The sequence below is a fragment of the Spinactinospora alkalitolerans genome (genome assembly GCF_013408795.1).
In the GTDB taxonomy this organism is placed as follows: Bacteria; Actinomycetota; Actinomycetes; order Streptosporangiales; family Streptosporangiaceae; genus Spinactinospora; species Spinactinospora alkalitolerans.
Map to the genome: position 1 here is coordinate 2,320,185 of NZ_JACCCC010000001.1, position 24,737 is coordinate 2,344,921.

Annotated in this window: 24 protein-coding genes; 19 read left to right on the plus strand and 5 right to left on the minus strand. The window is 72.1% G+C overall.

The annotated features are described in order from the left end of the window. The 6 genes from HDA32_RS10200 to HDA32_RS10225 all read left to right on the plus strand — a co-directional run bounded on the left by HDA32_RS10200 (position 1) and on the right by HDA32_RS10225 (position 6,075). Positions 1–1,476, plus strand: coding sequence for an aldehyde dehydrogenase family protein (locus HDA32_RS10200; RefSeq protein ID WP_179642960.1), 1,476 nt, complete (start codon positions 1–3; stop codon positions 1,474–1,476). Between the two features lie 37 nt (positions 1,477–1,513). After that, positions 1,514–2,290, plus strand: coding sequence for an SDR family NAD(P)-dependent oxidoreductase (locus tag HDA32_RS10205; protein ID WP_179642961.1), 777 nt, complete (start codon positions 1,514–1,516; stop codon positions 2,288–2,290). A 164-nt stretch (positions 2,291–2,454) separates the two neighbouring features. Next, positions 2,455–4,908 (plus strand): molybdopterin oxidoreductase family protein, encoded by a 2,454-nt coding sequence (locus HDA32_RS10210; RefSeq protein WP_179642962.1) that lies wholly within the window; start codon positions 2,455–2,457, stop codon positions 4,906–4,908. Next, positions 4,908–5,366, plus strand: a complete 459-nt coding sequence (locus HDA32_RS10215) for a hypothetical protein (protein WP_179642963.1) — start codon at positions 4,908–4,910, stop codon at positions 5,364–5,366. The genes HDA32_RS10210 and HDA32_RS10215 overlap by 1 nt, the downstream gene beginning before the upstream one ends. Before the next feature lie 68 nt (positions 5,367–5,434). Then, complete coding sequence (locus tag HDA32_RS10220; protein ID WP_179642964.1) at positions 5,435–5,692, plus strand: type II toxin-antitoxin system Phd/YefM family antitoxin; 258 nt, start codon at positions 5,435–5,437, stop codon at positions 5,690–5,692. After that, positions 5,677–6,075 (plus strand): type II toxin-antitoxin system VapC family toxin, encoded by a 399-nt coding sequence (locus tag HDA32_RS10225; protein WP_179642965.1) that lies wholly within the window; start codon positions 5,677–5,679, stop codon positions 6,073–6,075. Before HDA32_RS10220 ends, HDA32_RS10225 begins: the two co-directional genes overlap by 16 nt. A 6-nt stretch (positions 6,076–6,081) precedes the next feature. Here the strand turns inward: HDA32_RS10225 and HDA32_RS10230 are convergent, their stop codons facing one another. After that, entirely contained in the window at positions 6,082–6,576 is a 495-nt protein-coding gene (locus HDA32_RS10230; protein ID WP_179642966.1) for a hypothetical protein, read from the minus strand. A gap of 242 nt (positions 6,577–6,818) precedes the next feature. Here HDA32_RS10230 and HDA32_RS10235 point away from each other — a divergent pair, with 242 nt between their 5' ends. Beyond that, positions 6,819–7,748, plus strand: coding sequence for a 2-hydroxy-3-oxopropionate reductase (locus HDA32_RS10235; protein ID WP_179642967.1), 930 nt, complete (start codon positions 6,819–6,821; stop codon positions 7,746–7,748). Between the two features lie 6 nt (positions 7,749–7,754). Here HDA32_RS10235 and HDA32_RS10240 read toward each other — a convergent pair whose 3' ends face one another. Further along, positions 7,755–7,940, minus strand: coding sequence for a DUF397 domain-containing protein (locus HDA32_RS10240; protein ID WP_179642968.1), 186 nt, complete (start codon positions 7,938–7,940; stop codon positions 7,755–7,757). Continuing rightward, complete coding sequence (locus tag HDA32_RS10245; RefSeq protein WP_179642969.1) at positions 7,937–8,800, minus strand: helix-turn-helix domain-containing protein; 864 nt, start codon at positions 8,798–8,800, stop codon at positions 7,937–7,939. The genes HDA32_RS10240 and HDA32_RS10245 overlap by 4 nt, the downstream gene beginning before the upstream one ends. 218 nt (positions 8,801–9,018) lie before the next feature. On the opposite strand from HDA32_RS10245, the gene HDA32_RS10250 reads away from it, so the two are divergent. Next, positions 9,019–9,579 carry an ATP-binding protein gene (locus HDA32_RS10250; protein ID WP_179642970.1) on the plus strand — a complete coding sequence of 187 codons (561 nt, stop codon included), beginning with the start codon at positions 9,019–9,021 and terminating at the stop codon, positions 9,577–9,579. Here the strand turns inward: HDA32_RS10250 and HDA32_RS10255 are convergent. Further along, positions 9,543–10,790, minus strand: a complete 1,248-nt coding sequence (locus tag HDA32_RS10255; protein WP_179642971.1) for an AGE family epimerase/isomerase — start codon at positions 10,788–10,790, stop codon at positions 9,543–9,545. The two genes, HDA32_RS10250 and HDA32_RS10255, sit on opposite strands and share 37 nt — an antisense overlap. 332 nt (positions 10,791–11,122) lie before the next feature. Here HDA32_RS10255 and HDA32_RS10260 point away from each other — a divergent pair, with 332 nt between their 5' ends. The 5 genes from HDA32_RS10260 to HDA32_RS10280 all read left to right on the plus strand — a co-directional run bounded on the left by HDA32_RS10260 (position 11,123) and on the right by HDA32_RS10280 (position 16,017). Further along, on the plus strand, positions 11,123–11,326 hold the full coding sequence (locus HDA32_RS10260; protein ID WP_179642972.1) for a ubiquitin-like protein Pup: 204 nt from the start codon (positions 11,123–11,125) through the stop codon (positions 11,324–11,326). Between the two features lie 241 nt (positions 11,327–11,567). Next, positions 11,568–12,413, plus strand: a complete 846-nt coding sequence (prcB, locus tag HDA32_RS10265; RefSeq protein ID WP_179642973.1) for a proteasome subunit beta — start codon at positions 11,568–11,570, stop codon at positions 12,411–12,413. A gap of 177 nt (positions 12,414–12,590) precedes the next feature. Next, the gene (gene prcA / locus HDA32_RS10270) at positions 12,591–13,349 is read left to right on the plus strand and encodes a proteasome subunit alpha (RefSeq protein WP_179646598.1); all 759 of its coding nucleotides are present in this window, start codon (positions 12,591–12,593) and stop codon (positions 13,347–13,349) included. Positions 13,350–13,451: 102 nt separating this feature from the next. Next, the gene (gene pafA / locus HDA32_RS10275) at positions 13,452–14,810 is read left to right on the plus strand and encodes a Pup--protein ligase (RefSeq protein WP_179642974.1); all 1,359 of its coding nucleotides are present in this window, start codon (positions 13,452–13,454) and stop codon (positions 14,808–14,810) included. Between the two features lie 160 nt (positions 14,811–14,970). After that, positions 14,971–16,017 (plus strand): FKBP-type peptidyl-prolyl cis-trans isomerase, encoded by a 1,047-nt coding sequence (locus HDA32_RS10280; protein ID WP_179642975.1) that lies wholly within the window; start codon positions 14,971–14,973, stop codon positions 16,015–16,017. 63 nt (positions 16,018–16,080) lie between these two features. On the opposite strand, the gene HDA32_RS10285 is transcribed toward HDA32_RS10280, so the two are convergent. Next, the gene (locus tag HDA32_RS10285; protein ID WP_179642976.1) at positions 16,081–17,154 is read right to left on the minus strand and encodes a DUF3866 family protein; all 1,074 of its coding nucleotides are present in this window, start codon (positions 17,152–17,154) and stop codon (positions 16,081–16,083) included. Between the two features lie 77 nt (positions 17,155–17,231). Here HDA32_RS10285 and HDA32_RS10290 point away from each other — a divergent pair, with 77 nt between their 5' ends. The 6 genes from HDA32_RS10290 (at position 17,232) to HDA32_RS10315 (ending at position 24,725) form a co-directional block, all read left to right on the plus strand. Further along, entirely contained in the window at positions 17,232–19,223 is a 1,992-nt protein-coding gene (locus HDA32_RS10290) for a helix-turn-helix transcriptional regulator (RefSeq protein ID WP_179642977.1), read from the plus strand. A gap of 589 nt (positions 19,224–19,812) precedes the next feature. After that, positions 19,813–20,001, plus strand: a complete 189-nt coding sequence (locus HDA32_RS10295) for a hypothetical protein (protein ID WP_179642978.1) — start codon at positions 19,813–19,815, stop codon at positions 19,999–20,001. A 62-nt stretch (positions 20,002–20,063) separates the two neighbouring features. Further along, a complete protein-coding gene (gene tatA / locus HDA32_RS10300; RefSeq protein WP_179642979.1) occupies positions 20,064–20,399 on the plus strand; it encodes a Sec-independent protein translocase subunit TatA in 336 nt (111 codons plus the stop codon). Positions 20,400–20,501: 102 nt separating this feature from the next. Continuing rightward, on the plus strand, positions 20,502–21,359 hold the full coding sequence (gene tatC / locus HDA32_RS10305; protein WP_312863122.1) for a twin-arginine translocase subunit TatC: 858 nt from the start codon (positions 20,502–20,504) through the stop codon (positions 21,357–21,359). Between the two features lie 43 nt (positions 21,360–21,402). Next, positions 21,403–21,792: a DUF397 domain-containing protein gene (locus tag HDA32_RS10310; protein ID WP_179642980.1), complete on the plus strand. Its 390-nt coding sequence runs from the start codon at positions 21,403–21,405 to the stop codon at positions 21,790–21,792. Positions 21,793–21,884: 92 nt separating this feature from the next. Continuing rightward, positions 21,885–24,725: a DEAD/DEAH box helicase gene (locus HDA32_RS10315; RefSeq protein WP_179642981.1), complete on the plus strand. Its 2,841-nt coding sequence runs from the start codon at positions 21,885–21,887 to the stop codon at positions 24,723–24,725. Positions 24,726–24,737: the final 12 nt, after the last annotated feature.

The window sequence follows — 24,737 nt, forward strand, 5'->3', positions numbered from 1 at the left end:
ATGACATCGCCGACGCAGCACCGCCCGCTCCTCGCCGACCCGCCGTTCCCCGGCGGACTGCCCATCGGTGCGCGCTGGGTGGACCCGCGGCGCACCGAGACGGTGCGCTTCCCCTACGACGGCTCGCCGGTGGCCGAGGCCCCGGTGGGCTCGACCGAGCACGCCGCCGCGGCGATGCGGGCCGCCGCCGCGGTCGCTGGAGAGGTCGCGGAGCTGCCCTCGCGCGTGCGCCGCGACGTGCTCGCGCGCACCCGCGGCGCGCTGGCCGAGCGGCGCGCCGACGTCGAGCGGCTGCTGGTGCTGGAGACCGGCAAGCCGCTGGTGGACTGCCGGGTCGAGGTGGAGCGGACGCTGGTCACGCTGGAGGCCGCGGCCGAGGAGGTGGCCCGGCTGCACGGCGAGACCGTGCCGCTGGACCTGCTCCCCTCGGGCGACGGCATGTTCGGCTTCTGGGTGCGCAGGCCCGTCGGCGTCGTCGTGGGCATCGCCGGCTTCAACTACCCGCTGCTGCTGGCCGCCCACAAGATCGCCCCGGCGATCGCGGCCGGCTGCCCGGTGGTGTGCAAGCCCGCCCCGCAGGCCCCGCTGGCCACGCTGTGGCTGGTGCACCTGGTCCGCGAGGCCGCTGCGCGGGCCGGAGCCCCCGCGGCGGCGGTGCAACTGGTCACCGGCGACGCCGACGTCGGCTCGGCGCTGGTGACCGACCCCGGGGCCGCGGCGGTGTCCTTCACCGGCTCGGCCGCCGTCGGCCACGCGATCGCCCGCGCCGCCGCGCCGCGCAAGACGCTGCTGGAGCTCGGCTCCAACGCGGCGCTGTGCGTCGCCCCCGACGCCGATCTCGACGCCGCCGTGGCGGCGGTCGTCAAGGGCGGCTTCTACGCCTCGGGCCAGGCGTGCATCTCGGTGCAGCGGGTGCTGGTCACCGAACCCGTGGCCGAGGAGTTCCTGGACCGGCTGCTGGCCGCCGTCGGCGAGGTGGCCGTCGGCGACCCGCGCGAGGAGGGCACCCGGGTCTCGGCCCTCATCGACGAGCGCTCCACCGAGCGCGTGCTGGAGTGGGTGCGCGCGGCCGCGGCGGCGGGTGCGCGCGTGGCCGCGGGCGGCGGGCGCGTCGGCACCGCCGTCGCCCCCACCGTCCTGACCGGCGTGCCCGACGGCGTCGCGGCCTGGGACGAGGAGGTCTTCGGCCCCGTGGTGTGCGTGCGCACCGTCCCCGACGTCGAGGCCGCCTTCGACGCGGTCAACGCCTCCCGCTACGGCCTGCACGCCAGCGTCTTCACCCGTTCGATGGCGACGGCGTTCGCCGCCGTACGCCGTCTGGAGGTGGGCGGCGTGGTCGTCAACGAGGTGCCGGGGTTCCGCTCCGACACGATGCCCTACGGCGGCGTCAAGGACTCCGGCATCGGCCGCGAGGGCCCGCGGTTCGCGGTGGAGGAGCTGACCGTGACCCGCATGGCCGTGATCCGCCCCGAGTAGGCGCGGCGGGAAGGAAGGGGAAAGGGAGGGGACGGGCATGGACTACGCGCGGCTGTTCCGGCTGGACGGCAGGAGGGCCGTCGTGGTCGGCGCGGGCAGCGGCATCGGCAGGGAGTCGGCGCTGGCGCTGGGCGCCCACGGCGCCGAGGTGGTGTGCGCCGACCGCGACGAGGCCGCCGCGGCCGGTACCGCCGCCGAGATCGAGCGCGGCTGGGCCCTGGGCCTGGACGTGCTGGACGCCGGCGCCGTCGAACGGGCCGCCCGCGACCTCGGCGACGTCGACGCCCTGGTGTTCACCGCGGCCACCAACGTGCGCAAGCGGCTGCTGGACTACACCCCCGAGGAGTTCGACCGGGTCACCGGGCTCAACCTGCGGGCCTCCTTCGACCTGGTCCGCGCCTTCGGCGCCCCCATGGTGCGCCGGGGCCGCGGCAGCATCATCGGCTTCTCCTCCATCCGCGCCTTCAGCGTCGAACCGGGCCAGGGCGTCTACGCGGCGACCAAGGCCGGTCTGATCCAGCTCCTGCGCACCGCCGCGGCGGAGTTCGGGCCCTCGGGGGTGCGGGTGAACGCCGTCGCCCCCGGCGTGGCGGAGACCCCGCTCACCGCCCAGATCAAGAACGACCCGGCCTGGTACGACGCCTACGCGGGCAAGACCGCGCTGGGCCGCTGGGCCGGGGCCGAGGAGCTGGCCGGCGCGGTGGTCTATCTGGCCTCCGACGCCGCGAGCTACGTCACCGGGTCGGTGCTCACCGTCGACGGCGGCTGGACCGCCGTGGACGGCCGCTACGACCCGCCCGGAGCCGGCTGCTGAGTTGGGTGGCCCGACGCCGATCCCGACCTTGTGGGGGTTACCGCAGCGCTTTCAGGCCCACAAGGTCGGGATCGGCGAAAAGAGGCGGCCTCCCGGGCAGGTATGAACCCACCTCCGCCGGTTAGGGGAAGGGCCGGAACCGATCCGAGGCGGGAGGCCACGTAATGAACGACCGGATCGCCGACCCGTGGGGGCCGCGCACCCCCTACGGCCCGTCCGCGCCGGGCGCCGACGACGCCGTCTGGCCGGAGCGGGTGGACACCCTCCTTGAGGAGGGCGTCGCAGAGGACGACGTGGAGGCCTGGACCCGGGCGGCCTCCATCCTGCACTCCAACGGCGACGCGATGGACATCGCCGCCAGGGGCGGGCGCATCGTCGGTGTGCGGGGCCGCGCCGACGACCGCGTCAACCGCGGCCGGCTGGGCCCCAAGGACCTGTACGGCTGGCAGGCCAACCGCAGCGCCGACCGGCTGACCGCCCCCCTGATCCGCAAGGGCGGCGAGCTGGTCGAGACCGACTGGGACACCGCGATGGAGCGCATCGTCGCGCACTCCAAAGAGCTGCTCTCGCAGCCCGGAGGCTGGGGCCGGTTCGGCTTCTACACCAGCGGCCAGTTGTTCTCGGAGGAGTACTACACGCTCGGCGTGATCGGCAAGGCCGGCATCGGCACGCCGCACATGGACGGCAACACCCGGCTGTGCACCGCGACCGCCGCCGCCACGCTCAAGGCGAGCTTCGGCACCGACGGCCAGCCCGGCTCCTACACCGACGTCGACCACTGCGACGCCATCGCCCTGTGGGGCCACAACGTCGCCGAGACCCAGACGGTGCTGTGGGCGCGCATGCTCGACCGCAGGCGCGGCCCCAACCCGCCCAGGATGCTCGTGGTGGACCCGCGGCGCACCCCCGCGGCCAAGGAGGCCGACCTGCACCTGGCCGTGCGCAACGGCACCAACCAGGCCCTGATGAACGCGCTGCTGCACCTGGTCATCGCCGACGGCCGCTACGACGAGCGCTACGTCCGCGAGCACACGATCGGCTTCGAGCGGTTGCGCACGACCGTCGCCGACCACCCGCCCGAGCGCGCCGCCGAGATCTGCGGGGTGCCCGAGAGCCAGATCCGCGAGGCCGCCGAGCTCCTCGGCACCTCCCGCCGCCTGCTGTCCACCGTGCTCCAGGGCTTCTACCAGTCCAACCAGGCCACGGCCGCCGGATGCCAGGTCAACAACCTGCACCTGATCCGGGGGATGATCGGTCGGCCCGGCGCGGGCGTGCTGCAGATGAACGGCCAGCCCACCGCGCAGAACACCCGCGAGACCGGTGCCGACGGCGACCTGCCGGGCCTGCGCAACTGGGAGAACCCCGACCACATCCGGGAACTGGCCGAGCTGTGGAACGTCGACCCGATGACCATCCCGCACTGGGCCGCCCCCACCCACGCCATGCAGATCTTCCGCTACGCCGAGCAGGGCTCCGTCAAGCTGCTGTGGATCTCGGCGACCAACCCGGCGGTGTCCCTGCCCGACCTGCCGCGCATCCGCCGCATCCTGGCCAAGGCCGGCCTGATGGTGGTGGTCCAGGACCTCTACCTGACCGAGACCGCGCGCTTCGCCGACGTGGTGCTGCCCGCGGCGACCTGGGGCGAGAAACTCGGGACGTTCACCAACGCCGACCGCACGCTGCACCTGTGCGACAAGGCCGTGGAACCGCCCGGCCAGGCGCGTTCCGACCTCGACATCTTCCTGGACTACGCCCGGCGCATGGACCTGCGCAACGCCTCCGGCGGCCCGCTCATCACCTGGCACGATCCGGAGTCGGCGTTCGAGGCGTGGAAGGAGTGCTCCCGGGGGCGCCCCTGCGACCAGACCGGCATCACCTACGCTCGGCTGCGCAGCGAGGGCGGCATCCAGTGGCCCTGCACCGACCCCTCCGAGCCCGGGGCCGAGCGCCTCTACTCCGACGGCCGCTTCAACACCGACCCCGAGTACTGCGAGACCTACGGCCACGACCTCACCACGGGGGCGGTCGACAGCGCCGAGGACTACCGGGCCAAGGAGCCCCACGGCCGCGCCTTCCTGCACGCCGAGCCCTACCGGCCGGGCCCGGAGCTGACCGGGCCGCAGTACCCGCTGCTGCTGACCACCGGGCGCACCGTCTACCACTTCCACACCAGGACCAAGACCGGCAGGACGCCGCAGTTGCGCGAGGCCGCTCCCGATGCATGGCTGGAGATCTCCGCCGAGGACGCCGAGGAGCTGGGCGTGATCGAGGGCGATCCGGTGTGGGTGGAGTCCGAGCGCGGCTCGGTCCTGGTCCGGGCCCGGGTGTCGGGAATCAGGAAGGGCGTGGTGTTCATGCCCTTCCACTACGGCTACTGGGACCACGGCACCGCGGGTCCGGACGGCGGCAGGCCGCGCGCAGCCAACGAGCTGACGGTGACGAGCTGGGACCCGGTCTCCAAGCAGCCGCACTTCAAGGTCGCCGCCGTGCGGGTGACCAAGGCGACGCAGACCCACGGCGGGGACATCTTCGAGTCGGACTTCGGCACCGCCCGGGGCGGGTCGCCGGTGCTCGCCGGACCCGCAGCGGGTGGGACCACCGACGTCGAGGAGGACTGATGCAGCTCGCCCACTACATCGGACTGCTGCACCGTGCCGAGGACGCGCTCGCCTCGGCGCTGCGCGAGATCGCCGAGGCCCACGCCGACGAGCACGACATCGCCCACATCTGCCGGATGCTCGCCGGGCAGTGCGAGGGGCACGTCGAGCGGCTCGCCCCGTTCGCCGAGCGCTACAGGGAGGAGGCCGACGAGGAGCCCGAGCGGCTGCACTCGGAGCTGTTCCGCGGCAGACGCCAAGGAGGCCTCGGCCTGCTGCGCGACCTGCACGACCTCTACCTGATGGCCGCGGAGTGCGACGTCGCCTGGACCATGATCGGCCAGGCAGCCCAGGGCGCGCGCGACACCGAGCTGTTCGCGGTGGTCACCGCCTGCGAGGGCGAGACCGCCACCCAGCTCAAATGGCTCCGCACCCGCATGCGCGCCGCGGCCCCTCAGGCCCTGGTGGTGGCGGAGTAGCGGGGGTCCGCGCGAGAGGTGTCTCAAATACGGAGAACAGAAATCTGATTATCAGATATGATTTCCGTATGCGAACCATGACCGCAACAGAGGCATCTCGAAAGTTCTCTGATCTGCTCGATGCCATCGAGCACGGCGAAACTGTGACGATCACTCGCGGCCGAGTCCCCGTGGCCGAGATCGGCCCGGCCCGACACAGAACAGGAGCCGATCTACGGGCGGCTCTGCGTGATGTGTCGCCACCGGACGACCGCTTCGCCGAGGATGTCGCCAACGCCCTCACTCTGGTCACGAACGAGGAGAGGGACCCGTGGGCCGACGCCTGATCCTGGACACCAATGGCCTGATCGCTTATGAACGCGGCACCATCGACAGGTCGACGCTGGATTCCGATGAACTCGCCATCGCTTCGATCACCGTCGCGGAGTACCGGGTCGGCATTGAACTCGCCGATTCGGCGGCGCGTGCGGCTGAACGCGCCCGGGCTCTCGCCGCGATCACCTCGGTGGTCGAGGTCCTCGACTACACCGAAGCCACTGCGGCCCACCATGCCGGTCTGATCGCCCATGTCCGTCGTGCTGGGACACCTCGTGGTGCGCATGACCTGATCATCGCGGCACACGCCGCGCAGACCGGCCGAACCGTCATCAGCCGCGACGCCAAGGCCCGCTTCGCCGATCTTCCGGGTGTGCAGGCGGAGGATGCCTGATAGGGGTCAGCGGCCCTCCCGGTCGGCCTGTTCCTCCTGGTAGCGCTCCCACATCTCCTGGAGCTCCTCCTCGCTGGGCCACTCCTGCGGCCACTCCGCCGGCCGGTCCAGCGCGGGGTCCGGCGTCTCCTCTGCGGCCTCCGGCGCGGCGTCCTCGGCCGGGGACTCCGCGGGGGCCGGCGGGGGCGGGGCCTGCTCGGTGGTGTCCGTCGCGCTCGACTCCGCCTGCCGCTCCTCCGCAAGGGTCGCCCGCAGCCCCTCGGGGCTGGGCGCGGCCGGGCCGGGCGTGCCCGTCTGCGACGTCGCGTCCTGCGCGCCGCTGCCGACCGCGGGATCGGGAGCGGCGGCCGACGCGGTCGCGGCGTAGAGGGCGCCGCCGGCGGCGAGCGCGCCGGTGGCGATCCACGACCACCGGGGCAGCCCCTTCACGAATCCGATCACCCGCCGCCTCGCGGAGCGGCGGGGGCCCGGTCCGGGCGGGATGGAAACGTCCAGGTTCATGGCGGGTCTCTTCAGGGAGAGGGGAGGGAGAGAAGGCGGACAGCTCAGAAGGCCGGTGGAACGGCCGAGCCGAGAAATGATTGTTCGAAGAGTAGTGAACCGATCACTCCGGACGCAAATGTCGGTGGTCGCGGCCGAACCGCGGTCGGCCGGGTAGCAGGATGGACCGTACCGAAGGCAGTACGCGAGCGGCGCCGCGGACCGGCAGCGGTCCGCGCGGCGCGAGAACAGGAGTCGCACACATGACGACCATCGGATTCATCGGACTCGGCGTGATGGGCGCGCCGATGGCCGCCAACCTCGTCGCCGCGGGGTACGACGTCGTCGGCTTCAACCGCAGCCCCGCCAAGGTCGAGGCGCTGGTGGCGGCCGGAGGGCGCGGGGCCGGATCGGTCGCCGAGGCGGTCGTCGGCGCAGACGTCGTCATCACCGTGCTGCCGGACTCGCCCGACGTCGAGGAGGTCGTCCTCGGCGACGACGGGGTGCTCGCCAACGCCGAGCCCGGCGCGCTGCTCATCGACATGAGCACGATCCGGCCCGACGTGGCGCGGCGGCTCGCCGAGGCCGGGGCCGAGCGGGACGGCGGCGGGGTGCGGGTGCTGGACGCCCCGGTCAGCGGCGGCGAGCAGGGGGCGATCGACGGCGTCCTGTCCGTCATGGTCGGGGGAGAGGCCGCCGACTTCGACGCCGCGCGGCCGGTATTCGACGTGGTCGGCGGCACGGTCGTGCACGTCGGCCCGGCCGGGGCCGGCCAGACCGTCAAGGCGGCCAACCAGTTGATCGTCGCGGGCACGCTCGAACTGGTCTCGGAGTCCCTGGTCTTCCTGGACGCGCACGGCGTCGACCTGGAGTCCGCCGTGCGGGTGCTCAGCGGGGGTCTCGCGGGCAGCGCCGTACTGGAGAAGAAGGCGCCGGGGATGCTCGCCCGGGACTTCACCCCCGGGTTCCGGGTCGACCTGCACCACAAGGACCTGGGGATCGCCGCGGCGGCCGCCAGGGAGGCGGGCGTCGCCACCCCGGTCGGCGCCCTGGTGGCCAGCCTGCTCGGCTCCCTGCGCGCCCAGGGCCACGGCTCCCTCGACCACACGGCCCTGCTCCTGCAGACCGAACTGCTCTCCGGCAGGCGGCGGCCGGAGGCCGAGGGCGGGTCGAAGGGCGAGAAGGCCGACTAGAGGCGGTTAGAGCAGACCGGAGCGGGCGGCGGTGAGGAAGGCGTCCCACTCGGTGACGGGAAAGGCGAGATGGCCGAGAACGGGGTGCTTGGAGTCGCGCACCGCCGCCCCGGAGGGGAGGCCGGCGACCTCGACGCAGTTGGGAGCCTGTCCGCTGTAGCTGCTCTTGCGGAAAACCAACTCGTCGATCATTGTTCGCTCTCCAGGGATCTGAGCAGGTCGGTGATGAACCGGGCGCTCTGCGAGGTGCTGATGGCCGTGCCCTGGATGTCGCCGAATGCCACGCTATAGCGCTCAACGTCTCCGGGCTGTTCGAAGAATACTGAATCGGTGACGGTATCGACATGGACGATCGGCGGATCCAGATGCTCGGGGAACTCCAGGATGCTGAACGGGGCTACGAGCGCCGCGTGGGACCCGGCCGAGAAGGGGAGGAGCTGGATGTCGATGTTGGGCAGTTCGGCCATGTAGAGCAGATGCCGCAGCTGCGCCAGCATGGCCCCGTGACCGCCGATCATGCGGCGCAGCGCGGCTTCGTCCAGGACCACGCGCAGGCGCACCGGATTGAACCGGGTGAGGATCTCGCGCCGCGCCATGCGAGCTTCGACACGGCGCTCGATGTCCTCAGGCCCGGTGTACCGGCCGCCCTGGAACAGGGCTTCGGCGTACTCAGGAGTCTGCAGCAGTCCGGGAATCACGAGACCTTCGAAGGTGCGAATCACCGACGCTTCGGCTTCGAAGTCCGGGAGTGCCTGGGAACCGAAGATCTCCCGGTACTTCGACCACCAGCCGCGTTCCTTGGCGTCGCGGGCCAGCGCCTGCATGGCCTCGCGCCTGGCGGGATCGCGGATCTTGTAGAGATCCATCAGCCGGTCGAGATCGGCGGCCAAGATCCGCTTGGTCTCGGTGGTCTCGATCTTGCTGATCTTGGAGGCGGTCCAGCCCAAAGCCTGTCCGGCCTGAGAGACCGTGAATTTCGCGTTCTCGCGGCCCTGTTTCAGTTCAGCGGCCAGTCGTCGCAGCCGGAGCGTGGGGCTGTGGGGGTCTCGCATACTCGAAGTCTAGAACTTTTTTCTCGATAATGTCGAGAAATCTCTTGAGTTTCGACAATGTCGAGCTAGTCTGAGTGTGTGGCCGGTGATTGGCTGATCACCTGGAGTCCACCTGGTCACGCTACGCCGCGTCCGCCGCCATGTCCGGGAAACGGGCCGATTCGCGGGCGCTCCTCCTGTCCTCCCGCATCCGTGCGGCCCGCCTGAAGGAGTCCGTCATGCCCGCGCTCACCCCCGTCCCTCCGCTGCCCGAGACGACGATCCCGCTGGACCTGGTCATCCCCAGCGGCTACGAGCACTACTTCGACCGCGGCTCCGACCGCCGCTACTACACCCGCCGGGCCTTCGAGTTCCGCGGCGAGCCGGTGTTCCTGCCGCTGGTGCACGCCTTCCTCGACACCTGCGCGGCAACGCGCGACGAGGAGTACCGCTACCTGTTCGACCTGCTCGGCACCGAGCTGGCCACCAACGCCATCAAGCACTCCTGCTCCGGCCTGCCCGGCCGGACCTACACGCTGAAGGTGGACCGCTCGGCCGAAGGGCTCACCCTCACCTGCCGCGACGGCGGGGCCCTCGACGCGCGGCGCGACGGTCCCGGCGAACGCAGCCACCTGGCCGCCGCGCGGTTCGGCGAGCGCCTCACCGCCGAGGCGGGCCGGGGCCTGGCCCTGGTGGACAGCATCGCCACCGCCTGGGGCGACAACGGCCACCCCAGCTTCCGCCAGGTGTGGTTCCACCTCGCCTACGACCTGAACGGCAGCTCCTGGCCCGCCGCGTGAGCCAGGGCACCGGCCAGGCCGGGCCTGAGGGGGAGCGTGGGCAGCAGCACCGCCTGGTAGGCGTGGTAGACGTCGGGCTTGCCGTCCCAGACCGTGGCCGCGGGCCGGTTGGCGGGGTCGAGTTCGTGGTGCCAGCCACCCGCGCCGGGATCGATGAAGAACCGTGCGGCGTGGTCCCACCAGAGCCGGTACAGCTCCTCGTAGCGCGGCCGGCCGGTGCGCCGGTGCAGGACGGCCGCTGCGGCCACGGCCTCGGCGATCACCCAGTGCATGCGCTCGCGCACCACCGGGGTGTCGTCCCAGTCCAGGGTGTAGACGAATCCGTCGGCGCCGTCGGCGTGCCAGCCGGTGGCCACCGCGGTGCCGAACATCGCCTCGGCGCCCTCCAGCAGCCAGCCCGGAGGATCGGTGAGCCCCGACTCCAGGTGCAGCAGCAGCCGCGCCCACTCCAGCGCGTGGCCGACGGTGGCCCCGTAGGGCCGGAACGGGTGGGCGCGTTCGCCGCTGTTGTAGTCCAGCCGCGGCTCCCAGTCGGCCGAGTAGTGCTCCGGCAGCCGCCAGCCGTGCCCGCGGGCGGCCTCGTCGATGAAGAACCCGGCCATGCGCAGGGCCCGCTCCAGCCACACCGGGTCGCCCGTGGCGTCGGCGGCGGCCAGGAACGCCTCCACCAGGTGCATGTTGCTGTTGGCGCCCCGGTAGTCCTCCGTGCCGCTCCACGCCCGGTCCCAGCTCTCCAGGCACCGCCCTTCGGCCTCGCGCCAGAACCGCTCCTCGATCACGGCGATCACGTCGTCGAGCAGCTCGCGGGCGCCGGGACGGCCCGCCGCGGCCGCGCTGGACGCGCTCAGCAGCACGAAGGCGTGGTCGTAGGCGTTCTTGCCGTCCTCGGCGGGGCGGCCCTCGGCGTCCAGCGCGGAGTACCAGCCCCCGTGCTCGGGGTCGCGCAGCACCGTCCGCAGCGCCCGGACCCCGTGATCGGCCAGCGGCCCCGCACCCGGGACGCCCCGCAGGTGCGCCAGCGCGAACACGTGCGTCATCCGGCAGGTGATCCAGGCCCGCACGCCCCGCTCCGGTTCGGGGCGGCCCTCGGCGTCCAGCCAGGCGAACCCGCCGACCGGGTGCCGCGCCGCGGCGGCGAAGGACAGCAGGCGGGCGGCCTCGGTCTCCAGCCAGTGCCGGTGGCCGGGCAGGTCGGTCCAGGATGGGGTCATCTGTTCTCCGGCGTGCGGCCCCCGCTCTCGCGCGGGGGAGAAGACGCCGTCCCTCCTCGCAGAAGTTCGGTGGCGTGAAGCGCGGACCGCGGTGCGGACGCGCGGACGCGGGACGACCCGGACGCCCGGACCGTTTCTACCGCACGCGCACCACGCCGCCCCCTTCCCCGGACCGGTGCGGGGGAATCAGGGGCCGTCCCCGCCGCGTTCGGACGGGTGTACGGACCCCGCTGCGGGGAACGTGGCCAAAACAGACGTCGGGATCAAGGTTGAGCCGGGCGTCGATGGGCCAATATAAGGGCGAGAGCCCATTGACCGGGAGGTTGCGACAGATGGCGACGAACGAGGGCGGCGGTCAGAAGCACACGACCCGCCGCGACGAAGAGGTCGACGAGGTCGAAGCCGGCACCGATGTGCAGGAGCGCAACGAGAAGCTGGACGAGGACGTCGACGACATCCTCGACGAGATCGACGAGGTCCTGGAGAGCAACTCCGAGGACTTCGTCCGGCAGTTCGTCCAGAAGGGCGGGCAGTAAGGCCCGGCCCGGCTCCCCCGGACGGGGCCGCCCGGCTCGGGCCCTGCGGCCCGCGACCGGGGCGCCCCGCCGGACACCGGCCGCGGATCGGCCGGGTCGGTTCGCCCACAGCGAGATGGCGGATGAGGGAGGCGCCGCCGCCCGCCCGCGTCAGTAAGGTCGAGACACCTGCCAACCGAACAACCCACCATGCCCCCGCCCACCCCCTCGGTCGCGGCGGGGCGCCATCGAAGGGAGTCGCGTGTCCGAAGCGTTTGAGGGCAGCGGGCGACTGGCCGCTGCGTTCGTGAACCGGGGAACGTCGTCGTTCATCGACTTTCTCGGCGCGGTGAACCCGGATCTGCTGCCGGGCCGGCGCGAGCCGTTCCAGGGCGACTCCTCCCGCCTCACCCCCGAGGCCACCACGATCGTGGCGCTGACCTTCCCCGGGGGCGTGGTCCTGGCCGGCGACCGGCGGGCCACCTCCGGCAACATCATCGCCAACCGCGACATGGACAAGCTCTTCCGCACCGACGAGTTCTCCGCCGTGGCCATCGCGGGCGCGGCCGGCATCGGCATCGAGCTGGCCAAGCTGTTCCAGGTGGAGCTGGAGCACTACGAGAAGATGGAGGGGCGCTCGCTGTCGCTGGAGGGCAAGGCCAACCGGCTGTCCACCATGATCCGCGGCAACCTCGCCATGGCCATGCAGGGCTTCGTCGTGGTGCCGCTGCTGGTGGGCTACGACGACTCCCGCGAGGAGGGCCGGATCTTCAGCTACGACGCCGTGGGCGGCCGCTACGAGGAGCACCGCTACCACTCCATCGGCTCGGGCTCGGTCTACGCGCGCGGCGCCCTGAAGAAGCTCTACCGCGACGACCTCGACGAGGAGGGCGCGGCCGTCGCCGCCCTGCAGTCGCTCTACGACGCCGCCGACGACGACTCCGCGACCGGCGGCCCCGACGTGTACCGCAAGATCTTCCCGCTGGTCGACGTCATCACCGACGACGGGCACCGGCGGCTCCCCGCCGAGGACGTCGAGCGACTGGCCGAATCGGTCGTGCAGGGCCGCTCCGAGCGCCCCGACGGTCCGACCGCGCCGCTGCGCTGACCAAGACATTGATCACCGGGTTCGCACAGGGGGGTGGCCGCCGCAGGGCGCGTAGCGCCGGCGGCACGTACCTTCGGTCCTTGACCGCTCGCCTACGGGCCCGCGGCCCTGTTGATCAGAATCCGGTGGGCCCCGACCGCCCCGACTCGACCAGTAAAGGAAACCTCCGCGGTGTCGATGCCGTTCTACGTCTCGCCCGAACAGATCATGAAGGACAAGGCGGACTACGCGCGCAAGGGGATCGCGCGCGGCCGCAGCGCCGTCGTGCTGCAGTACGACGGCGGCATCCTGTTCGTGGCCGACAACATGTCCCGGACCCTGCACAAGATCAGTGAGCTCTACGACCGCATCGCCTTCGCCGCGGTCGGGCGCTACAACGAGTTCGAGAACCTGCGCCTGGCGGGCGTGCGGATCGCCGACTCCACCGGCTACGCCTACGACCGCCGTGACGTCACGGGGCAGGCGCTGGCCAACGCCTACGCCCAGCACCTGGGCACGGTCTTCACCGAGAGCAGCAAGCCCTGGGAGGTGGAGATCGTGGTCGCCGAGGTCGGCGACAGCGCCGACACCGACCAGATCTACCGGATCACCTTCGACGGCTCGGTGGTCGACGAGCGCGACTTCGTGGCGATGGGCGGATCGGCCGAGCGTGTCACCGGGGCCCTGCGGGAGCGCTACGACAAGGACGCCTCCCTGGCCGACGCGCTGTCGGCGGCGATGCACGCGCTGACGCACGAGAACGGCGAGCAGCGGGAGCTGGAGGCGGCCGGCCTGGAGGTCGCGGTGCTGGAGCGGGCGCGCGAGCACCGCAAGTTCCGCCGCATCCAGGGGCCGCGGCTGAACCGGCTGATCGAGCAGGTGCGCGGGGGCGGCGGCGGAGAGAGCGAGGACGGCGGGGAGTCGGCCGAGGCCGGAGACGACGGCGCCCAGTCCTGATGCGCCCGCTCCGCCAGGGCGACACGGGCACATAGTGTGAGTTCGTGGAGCGCCGCGGACCCCGGTCCGCGGCGCCGTGGGACGGAAACTAGGTGAGGCCGCGTGGAACGTCGGATCTTTGGTCTTGAGAACGAGTACGGGGTCACCTGCACCTTCCGGGGGCAGCGGCGCCTGTCGCCCGACGAGGTGGCGCGCTACCTGTTCCGCCGGGTGGTGTCGTGGGGGCGCAGCAGCAACGTGTTCCTGCGCAACGGTGCGCGGCTCTACCTCGACGTCGGCAGCCACCCGGAGTACGCGACCCCCGAGTGCGACAGCCTCATCGACCTGGTGGCGCACGACAAGGCCGGCGAGCGCATCCTGGAGGGGCTGCAGGTCGACGCGGAGCAGCGCCTGCACGAGGAGGGCATCGCCGGCGAGATCTACCTGTTCAAGAACAACACCGACTCCGCGGGCAACTCCTACGGCTGCCACGAGAACTACCTGGTGGGGCGGCACGGCGAGTTCGGGCGGCTGGCCGACATCCTGATCCCGTTCCTGGTGACCCGCCAGATCATCTGCGGCGCCGGCAAGGTGCTGCAGACCCCGCGTGGCGCGCTGTACTGCGTGAGCCAGCGCGCCGAGCACATCTGGGAGGGGGTCTCCTCGGCGACGACCCGCTCGCGGCCGATCATCAACACCCGCGACGAGCCGCACGCCGACGCCGAGCGGTTCCGCCGGCTGCACGTGATCGTCGGCGACTCCAACATGAGCGAGATGACCACGCTGCTCAAGCTGGCCTCCACCGACCTGGTGCTGCGCATGGTCGAGGCCGGCGTGGTGATGCGCGACTACACGCTGGAGAACCCCATCCGGGCGATCCGCGAGGTCAGCCACGACATGACCGGGCGGCGCAAGGTGCGGCTGGCCAACGGGCGCGAGGCCAGCGCGCTGGAGATCCAGCGCGAGTACCTGGACAAGGTGCAGACCTTCGTCGACCGCAACGGCACCGACGCCACCGGCAAGCGGGTGCTGGAGCTGTGGCAGCGCACGCTGGAGGCGATCGAGACGGGCAACCTCGACCTGGTGGCCGGCGAGATCGACTGGGTGGCCAAGTACCAGCTCCTTGAGCGCTACCGCGCCAAGCACTCCCTGTCGCTGTCGTCGCCGCGGATCGCCCAGCTCGACCTGACCTACCACGACATCCACCGCGACCGCGGCCTGTTCTACCTGATGCAGCGCAAGGGGCAGATGGACCGCGTGGTCGGCGACCTGAAGATCTTCCAGGCCAAATCGGTGCCGCCGCAGACCACGCGGGCGCGGCTGCGCGGGGAGTTCATCCGCAGGGCCCAGGAGAAGCGCCGCGACTTCACCGTCGACTGGGTGCACCTGAAGCTCAACGACCAGGCGCAGCGCACGGTGCTGTGCAAGGACCCGTTCAAGGCCGTTGACGAGCGGGTGGAGAAGCTGATCGCCGGCATGTAGCGTCGGCGGCGCCGGGCGGCGAAGGACCGCCCGGTGCGGACGACGGCCGGGAGGGCGCGCCGGGGGTGCGCCCTCTTACCGCGTTCTTACCCGGCCGGGGCAGTATGGCTGTTTCGGTAGTGTGTCGGAGATCCTGGCCTGACTCTTGAGGTAGTGACATATGCGTCGACGTGCCGCCGCGGCCCTTGCGGTGCCGTTCTCAGCCGTGATGCTGGCGGTCTCCAGCTGCGGATCCATCCCTGAAGACTGGAAGACGCCCGCCTTCCTGCAGTCCGGAGAGGAGGAGGTCGATGAGCGGCTGCCCACGGTGACCGGTCCGGTCGGCGAGGAGCCCGAGGTCTCCTTCCCCGACATCGCTCCGCCCAGCGAGCAGATCTCCGGCGTGGTGCATCAGGGCGAGGGCGAAGGGGAGCTGGTGCGCTCCGACGACCTGCTCCTGGCCGACATCGTCGATTACCAGTGGACCGCCGAGGGCGAGGCGGAGAAGACCCAGTCCACCTACGACACGGGCGCCCCGGTGCTGCTCCAGTTGTCGCAGATGAACGAGGAGATGAGCGCGGACCTGGTCGACCAGCCGCTGAACAGCCGCGTGGTCTACGTCTTCCCGCCGCAGGACCCGGCCCAGGCCCAGCAGATGGGCCAGCCGTCCCCGGAGCCGGGCTCGACGGTGTCGATCGTGGACATCCAGGGCCGCTACGGCAAGGGCCAGACCGTTCCCGGCGAGCAGACCGGCAACGGCGGCGGCGACCTGCCCACGGTGGAGGACGCCGGCCACGCCATGCCCGAGATCACGATCCCCGAGGACACCGATCCGCCCGAGGACCTGGAGACGGTGCCGCTGGTCGAGGGCGAGGGGCCCGAGGTCGAGGAGAGCCAGCAGCTCGTCGTCCAGTACACCGGTGTGACCTGGAGCGACGGCGAGGTCTTCGACTCCACGTGGGTGGCGGGCAAGGACGGCACGCCCTTCACCTTCATCGCCGGCGCCGGCCAGGTCATCGAGGGCTGGGACACGGGCCTGGTGGGCCACGAGGTCGGCAGCCGCGTGATGCTGGTGATCCCCGAGGAGATGGCCTACGGCGAGGACGCCGCGGCGAGCGGCGCCCCATCGGGGACGCTGGTCTTCGTCGTGGACATCCTCGGCGCGGTCGACAGCCAGCCCGCCCCCGAGGAGCCGGCGTCCCCGCCCGCGGAGCCCGAAGAGGAGTAGGGCCGGGTCGGCAGACGTCCCGCGGTCCCCGTCCGGCGGTCCCCGGCCGGGGACCGCGGCGGTTCAGGCCAGCAGCCGTGCCGCGTGGCGGCCGGCGGCGGCGGAGGCGAGGAAGCAGGCGAGGTCCTCCTCCAGGGACCGGCCCATGGTGGACATCGGTACCGGTGACGCCCGCAGGGCCTCGTGCAGGCCGTCGACCTCCACCTCCACCAGGACGTGGCGTTCGGCCAGCGCCGCGGCCTCGGCCCGGACGCGTTCGCCGAACGCGCCCGGCAGCCGCGGCACCACCACGTCGGCCGACGCCAGCGCCACGCGGCCGTAGGCGGTGATGCTGTGGTGGGAGACGCCCCGGTGCCGCTCGCGCGGGTCGGCCTCGCTGACCCGCAGGGCCGCCACCGGCCGCCCGGCCAGGGCCGCCGCGGCGTTGACGGCCTCGCCCGCGCAGACCCCGGAGAAGCCCCACGGCGTGCCGGTGCCCAGATTGCCCGGCCCCTGGGCGACGACGGCGATCTCGGCGCCCAGCACGTGGCGGGCCGCCAGCAGCCCGGTGTGGGTGGTGACCGCCTCCAGGTCGCCGCCGAAGGACTGGCCGACGGTGACGGTCGCGGCGATCCGGTCGGCCGCGCGCAGCTCGGCCACCGCCCGGGAGAACCGTGCGGGCAGCGCGCCGCCGTCCAGCATCACGTGCACGACGCGGGTGCCGGGGCGCTCGGCCCCGATCCCCGCGAGGACCGCGGGCAGCGCCGAGTGCAGGTCGGCGACCACCACGGGCATGGCGGCGACGTCGGCGGCCTCGCGCAGCGTCGCGTGGTGGGGGGAGTCCTGCTCGTCGACGCCGAGTACCGTGGTCTGCAAAGGCGTGTACCGGGCCTTGACGAGGTGGCCGGGTCCGGCCGGATCCGGCGGCAGACGGTCGGGGACGGCGACGACCATGGCGTAGCCGCCGGTGCCCAGCCCCATGGCCAGGGCCGTGGTGTTGAGCAGCACCCGGTCGCCCACCCGGGGGCGGCCCACCAGCTCGGTGTAGGCCAGCGCCCGGCAGGCCGAGGCCTCGCCCCGGATCGCGACGTCGAGTTCGGCCACACCGGGCCGTTCGCCGCGGATCCCGGTCACCTCGCCGTCACGCCATCTGATCACGCTGGCACGGTACCGTTTTGGACCAGGCGAGCGGGTGGACTCGCGCGAAAACGGTGATCCCGAAAGAGAGCACGGCGATGTCGCAGGAGAAGACCGAACGTCAGCTGAACCTGGTGATCTGCCTGCTGGCCACGCGGCGCTTCCTGACCGCCAGGGAGATCCGCGCGACGGTCTACGGCTACGGCCGGGCCGAGAGCGATGCCGCGTTCAAGCGCATGTTCGAGCGCGACAAGAAGGAGCTGCGGGAGGCCGGCATCCCGATCGAGACGGGCGGCGGCGACCTGTGGAGCGACGAGGAGGGCTACCGGATCTCCCGGGCCGACTACGAGCTGCCGCCGATCGAGCTGCGCGCCGACGAGGCGGCCGTGCTGGGCCTGGCCGCGCGGGCGTGGCGGCACGCGGCACTGGGTGACGTCGCGGCCGACGCCCTGCTGAAGCTGCGCGCCGCGGGCGTCCCGGTGGACGGCGACGCCACCTCGGGGATCACGCCGGTGCTGGGCACCAACGAGCCGGCGTTCCTGCCGATCTGGCAGGCCGTGCGCGACCGCCGCCCGATCGTCTTCGACTACCGCGCGCCCAACCGCGACCTCGCCCGCCGCGAGCTGGAGCCGTGGGGCGTGGTCAACGTGAACGGCCACTGGTACGTGGCCGGCTACGACCGCGACCGGCGCGACCGCAGGGTGTTCCGGCTCAGCCGGATCGTCGGCGAGGTGCGGGTCGTGGCGAGCGGTCCGGCCGTGCAGGTGCCCGACGGCGTCGACGTGCGCTCGGTGGTGAGCGGCAGGCACGGCGAGGTCGAGCAGATCGCCACCGTGCTGGTGCGCGCCGACTCCGCGCACGAGCTGCGGCGCGGCGCGCGCCGGATCGTTCCCGGCGAGCGCTCGACGGGCGAGCCGGGGTGGGACCTGCTGGAGTATCCCTTCACCGATGTGGCGTCGCTGGTGGGGCGGGTGGCGCAGTTCGGCGACCGGGTGGTACTGCGCGAGCCGGCGCAGGCGCGCGCGGCGGTCGAGGAGCACCTGCGCGCGGTGGCCGAGCGCGAGCCCGCGGCCGGGACCGAGCCGGCCCCCGAGCCGGAGCGGGCGCCCGACCCGCAGCCGCGGCGCGGCGGCACCTCCTCGGAGCAACTGCGCCGGCTGCTGATGCTGGTGCCCTACGCCCTCAGCCACGACGTGCGGGTCTCGGAGGTGGCGGCGCACTTCGGGCTGACCGAGAAGCAGGTGCTCAAGGACCTGGGCCTGCTGTGGATGTGCGGCCTGCCCGGCTACACCCCGGGCGACCTGATCGACGTCGACCTCGACGCGGCCCAGGCCACCGGCGAGATCATCATCGCCAACGCCGACACGCTGGCCGCGCCGCTGCGGCTGACCGCCGACGAGGCCGCGAGCCTGGTCGTGGGCGTGGAGCTGCTGCGCGAGATGCCCGGCGTGGCCAGCGACGCGCTGAAGCGGGTGGGGGAGAAGCTGCGCGCGGCGGCCGGCGTCGCGGTGGACCGGCTCGCCGACGCCGTGGAGGTCCGCATCGAGCAGACCGACGAGGTCAAGGAGGTGCAGCGCCGGGCGGGCGATGCGCTGCGCGCGGGCCAGCGGGTGCACCTGCGCTACCTGTCGGGCTACCAGGACCAGGTCACCGAGCGCGACGTCGACCCGATGCGCCTGGTGGTCCAGGACGGGCACGCCTTCCTGGAGGGCTGGTGCCGGCTGCGCACCGACGTGCGGCTGTTCCGGCTGGACCGGGTGCTGGACCTGACGGTGCTGCCGGTCGCCGCCGAGGTGCCGGGCCACGCGCGCGAGCGCGACCTGCGCGGCGGCCTGCTGCAGCGGTCGGCCGACGACGTCTACGTCACCCTGGACCTCGCGCCGGGGGCGCGCTGGGTCACCGAGGAGTACGTGTGCACCGACCTGCGGGAGCTGGCGGACGGGTGGCTGCGCGCGACGCTGCGCACGCCCGCTCCGGCGTGGGTGCGCCGGCTCGCGCTGCGGCTGGGCCCGCAGGCGCGGGTGGCGGCCCCGGCCGAGCTGGCCGAGCGGGTCCGCGCCGACGCCGCCCGCGCCCTGGTCGGCTACTAGCTTGGGTTTCAACCTCGGCCCTGGGGGCGGAGTGGACGCGCGGGTGGGCCCCTTCCACTTCGACCCCAGGGGGTCGTGAAGGCCCGCCCCAAGAGAGGTGGAAGAGACCTTGACTTCAGGGGGTCGTGAAGGCCCGCCCCAGGAGGGAGGGCGTGCGAGAGGATCGCCCGGTCACCGCGGATCCCTCCTGTGGTTGAGGCTTCAAACCCCCTGAGGCCGGGGGCGGCGTGCACCGTCGCCCGGTCACCGCGGGTCCCTCCTGGGGCTGGTGTCGAAGACCCCCAGTGGCCAAGGTCAAAACTCAAGCTAGAGGATGTCTGAGAAGGGTCAGGGTGGGGCAGACCGGCTGGTGAGACCCCGCTGATCCCTGAAGTCAGGCCTGGCGGGGACCGGCACGGACCCGTGCGGCGCGCCCTTTCGCCCCGCCGGCGTCGGCGCGCTGACGGCGGCCTTCCGAGGTCACCGGCGGTGAACGGGAGGCTGTGGCCATAGCCTCCCACCTTCCATCAACGATCTGAGGGGGCGATGTCGCTCCCGGTTAACCGGGGGGTTACTGGCGTTCGGCGAACCATTGAGTAGGCTCGGAAGCGTGTTCGCCATCGCCGGTCTCGTCACCGTCTCCCTCCTCGGCCTGCTCGTCATCGGGTTCTTCGCCCTCCGGATGGTGCGGCAGCTCAGGTCACTGGAGTCCCAGGTGGCGCGGACCAGAGCCGAATTGGAGCCGCGCCACGCGGTGCTGCGGGAGCTGAGCGAGCGCGCCCGGGCGGGAGCCCGGTGAATTCCGGTCGGACAGGGCGTACCATCGATGGCGCAGGTAGCGCCCTGGAGAGAGGTTGAGACATGGGTATCGGACCACGCGAGATCCTCATTCTGCTGGTCATCGCCCTGCTGCTGTTCGGAGCGAAGAAGCTGCCGGAACTGGCGCGGTCGATGGGGCGCAGCGCACGCATCCTCAAGGCCGAGGCCAAGGGGCTCGGCGACGAGGACAACAACGAGGAATCGAGCCAGAAGGCCCAGGCCTCGGGCGAGGACCCGGCCCGGCAGCCGGGGTCCCAGCAGCAGCACGACCAGGGCTACGGCCAGCAGTCGCAGCAGAACGGCTACCCGCAACTGCCCGCAGGTCAGCGCATCGTGAACGAGTCTGGTGAGCCGAGCCGCCACCAGTACGGCGGCTGATACGGCGACTGAGTCGGCCACGGGGCCGGATCCGAGCCTGTGCGGCGCCGAGGCGCGGCGCCGCGCGAATGACCCATGGACTGGCGGAGAGAGAAACCGATCATGCGGCTGAGGCGACGGCGGGCCGAGGCGAATCCCGACGGCAGCATGCCGCTGATGGACCACCTGCGCGAACTGCGCAAGCGCGTGGTCAAGGCGGCGATCTTCATCGCGCTCGGCATCGTCGCGGGCTTCATGGTCTTCGAGCCGGTGTGGGAGTTCCTGAAGGCCCCCTACTGCGCGCTCCCCGCTGAGGTGCGGGGCGGCACCGAGGGAAGCTGCGACCTCATCTTCACCGGCATCTTCGACGCCTTCTTCCTGCGGTTCAAGGTCGCGATCATCATCGGCCTCCTCGTGTCCTGCCCGTTCTGGCTCTACCAGCTTTGGGCGTTCGTCGCCCCGGGCCTGCAGGGCAGGGAGAAGGGCTACACCTACGCCTTCGTCGGGTTCGCGGTGCCGCTGTTCCTCGGGGGATCGGCACTGGCCTACTACGTCACCCAGAAGGGCATGGAGATCATGTTCGGCTTCGCGCCCGAGGGCACGACGCCGCTGATCACCATGGACAACTACCTCAGCTACATCATCATGATGCTGCTGGTGTTCGGGGCGGCGTTCGTGCTCCCGCTCATCGTGGTGCTGCTGAACTTCCTCGGGGCGCTCTCCCACGCCACCATCGCCAAGTGGCGCCGGATGATCCTCTTCCTGGCGTTCGTCTTCGCCGCCATCGCCACCCCCGGCGGCGACCCCATCACCATGCTGGCGCTGGCCGTCCCGGTCGTGGTGCTGTTCGAGATCGCCGAGCTGGTCGCGTTCCTCAACGACCGCCGCAAGGGCGTGGCCGAGCCCTACGGCGACCTCGACGACGACGAGGTCTCCCCGCTGGAGGAGGACGAGACCTCCGAAGCGGCGCCGAAGCGCTAAGGTCGTCCTCGAAACGCCGCACGACCGCAGGGAGGGACCGACCATGGGCGAGCAGAATCCCGACGAGCAGGCCCGCGAAGGCGAGGGCGCGCGCGATCTGCCGCCGGAGGCGCAGGGCAACGAGAAGTGGCACGACACCACCGACGCGGTGTGGATGCGTTCGTCGCTGTCCAACGAGGAGTCCGACGCGATCGTGGAGGTCGCCAAGTTCGACGACGGCTTCCGCGCGGTGCGTGACGGCAAGAACCCCGACAAGGGCATCCTGTTCTTCACCCCCGCCGAGTGGGAGGCGTTCGTCCTGGGCGCCAAGGACGGCGAGTTCGACATCCCCGAGGAGTACCTGACCCCGGAGGAGGCCGCGATGCAGCGCGGCGAGGTCCCGGTCCGGGCGGTGCCCTCGCCGAACAACCCCGGCTCCGCCGGCGCCGAGTAGTCCGGCCGCGGTCCGCCCGGTCCCCGCGGTCCGCCCGGCCGCCCGGCCGCCCGAGGCGCGAACACCTGCCGGACCTTCTAGGCTTACTGGATATGAGTACTCACGCCGCGCGCTACGCCGCGTTCCGTCGGCGCCAGAAGGAGTCCAGCACCGAGATCGAGGACTTCCAGGCCCTGTACGGATTCGAGTTCGACGACTTCCAGATCAGGGCCTGCAAGGAACTGGAGTCGGGCAACGGCGTGCTGGTCGCGGCGCCCACCGGATCGGGCAAGACGGTGGTCGGGGAGTACGCGGTCCACCTGGCGCTGCGCGACGGGCGCAAGTGCTTCTACACCACGCCCATCAAGGCGCTGTCCAACCAGAAGTACAACGACCTCGTGCGCCGCTACGGCGCGGAGAAGGTGGGCCTGCTCACCGGTGACAACAGCGTCAACGGCGAGGCCCCGATCGTGGTCATGACCACCGAGGTGCTGCGCAACATGCTCTACGCAGGCTCCCACACCCTGGGCGGGCTGGCCTACGTCGTCATGGACGAGGTGCACTACCTCGCCGACCGCTTCCGGGGCGCGGTGTGGGAGGAGGTCATCATCCACCTGCCCGAGTCGGTGCGGATGGTGGCGCTCTCGGCCACGGTGAGCAACGCCGAGGAGTTCGGGCAGTGGCTGCTGCAGGTGCGCGGCGACACCGCGGTCATCGTCGACGAGACCCGGCCGGTGCCGCTGTGGCAGCACGTCATGGCCGGAATCCGCATCCACGACCTGTTCGTCGAGACCGAGGCGGCCGAGGACGGCGGCGAGTCCGGCAGGCCCGGCAAGCGCAAGCGCCGGCGCGACCGCCGCGAGGCCGGCGGCAAGACCGCCGAGATCATGGTCAACGGCGAGCGCCTCCAGGTCAACCCGCGGCTGATCCGGCTGGCCCAGGAGGACGACCGGGTCACCCAGCTCGCGCACCGGCGCCGCCACCCGCAGACCCGGGCCCGCGGCGGCACGCCCCGGCCGCGCTCCAAGTTCGCCCCGCCCAGCCGGGTGCAGATCGTCGACGAACTCGACCGCGAGGGCCTGCTGCCCGCCATCACCTTCATCTTCAGCCGCGCCGGCTGCGACGACGCGGTGCGCCAGTGCATCCACTCCGGCCTCACCCTGACCACCGAGGAGGAGACCGCCGAGATCCGCGAGTACGCCGAGCGCCAGTGCGCCGACATCCCACCGGCCGACCTGGCGGTGCTGGGCTACTCCGAGTGGATCCTGGCGCTGGAGCGCGGGATCGCCGCACACCACGCGGGCATGCTGCCCACCTTCAAGGAGATCGTCGAGAAGCTGTTCTCGCGCGGCCTGATCCGCGCGGTCTTCGCGACCGAGACGCTGGCGCTGGGCATCAACATGCCGGCGCGCACCGTGGTGATCGAGAAGCTCGACAAGTGGAACGGCGAGACCCACGCCCCCCTCACCCCCGGCGAGTACACCCAGCTCACCGGCAGGGCCGGGCGGCGCGGCATCGACGTCGAGGGCCACGCCGTGGTGATCTGGCAGCCCGGCACCGACCCCGAGGCCGTGGCCGGTCTGGCCAGCACCCGCACCTACCCGCTCAACTCCAGCTTCCAGCCCTCCTACAACATGGCGGTCAACCTGGTCGGCCAGGTCGGGCGCGAGCGCAGCCGCAACATGCTGGAGTCCTCCTTCGCCCAGTTCCAGGCCGACCGGGCCGTGGTGGGCCTGGCGCGCCAGTTGCACAAGCACGAGGAGGCGCTGGAGGGCTACGCCCAGGCGGCCCAGTGCCACCTCGGCGACTTCATGGAGTACGCGGCGCTGCGCCGCGAGCTCAGCGGCAGGGAGTCCCAGGCGTCCAGGAACAAGGGCGCGGTGCGCCGCCGCGAGGCCGTGCGCAGCCTGGAGTCGCTGCGGGTCGGCGACGTCATCCGGGTCCCGGCCGGGCGGCACTCGGGCTTCGCGGTCGTGCTGGATCCGGGCGTGCGCGCCGGCGAGGACCCGGTGCCGCTGGTGCTGACGATCAACCGGCAGGCCAAGCGGGTGAACTCGGCCGACTTCCCGGTACCGGTGCAGCCGGTCGGGCGGCTGCGCGTCCCCAAGAACTTCTCGGCCCGCTCGGCCCAGTCCCGGCGCGACCTGGCCTCGACCCTGCGCAACAAGCTGGACGACATGGACACCGCGCCGCCGCCGCGGCCCCGCCGCGGAGGAGGGGAGGAGGATCCCGAGATCGCCCGGCTCCGCGGCGAGCTGCGCGCCCACCCCTGCCACGGCTGCGCCGAGCGCGAGGACCACGCCCGCTGGGCCGAGCGCCACTTCCGGCTGCGCAAGGAGACCGAGGGGCTGCGCCGCCGGGTGGAGGGCCGCTCCCACGTGATCGCCCGCACCTTCGACCGGGTGTGCGGGGTGCTGCAGCAGCTTGACTACCTCGACGGCGACAGCGTCACCGAAGAGGGGCGGCTGCTCGCCAAGATCTACTCCGAGCTGGACCTGCTGGTCGCCGAGTGCCTGCGCCGCGGGCTGTGGGAGGACCTGGACCCGGTGAACCTGGCGGCGTGCGTGTCGTCGCTGGTCTATGAGTCGCGCCGGTCCGACGAGAGCTACCCGCGCATCCCCCCGGGCCCGTCGGAGGAGACGCTGGCCGAGATGGTGCGGCTGTGGGGCGAGCTGCACGAGACCGAGCGCGACCACCGGGTGTCCTTCCTGCGCGAACCCGACCTCGGCTTCGTCTGGACCACCTACCGCTGGGCCAAGGGCGACCGGCTGGACCGGATCCTGTGGGAGGCCGACATGCCGGCCGGCGACTTCGTGCGCGCCACCAAGCAGCTCATCGACATGCTCGGCCAGATCGCCGACGCCGCCCCCGAGGGCAGCAGGGTGCGCCCCAACGCCCGTACCGCGATGGACGCGGTCCGCAGGGGAGTGGTGGCCTACTCCTCGCTGAGCTAGTGTGCCGAGTCT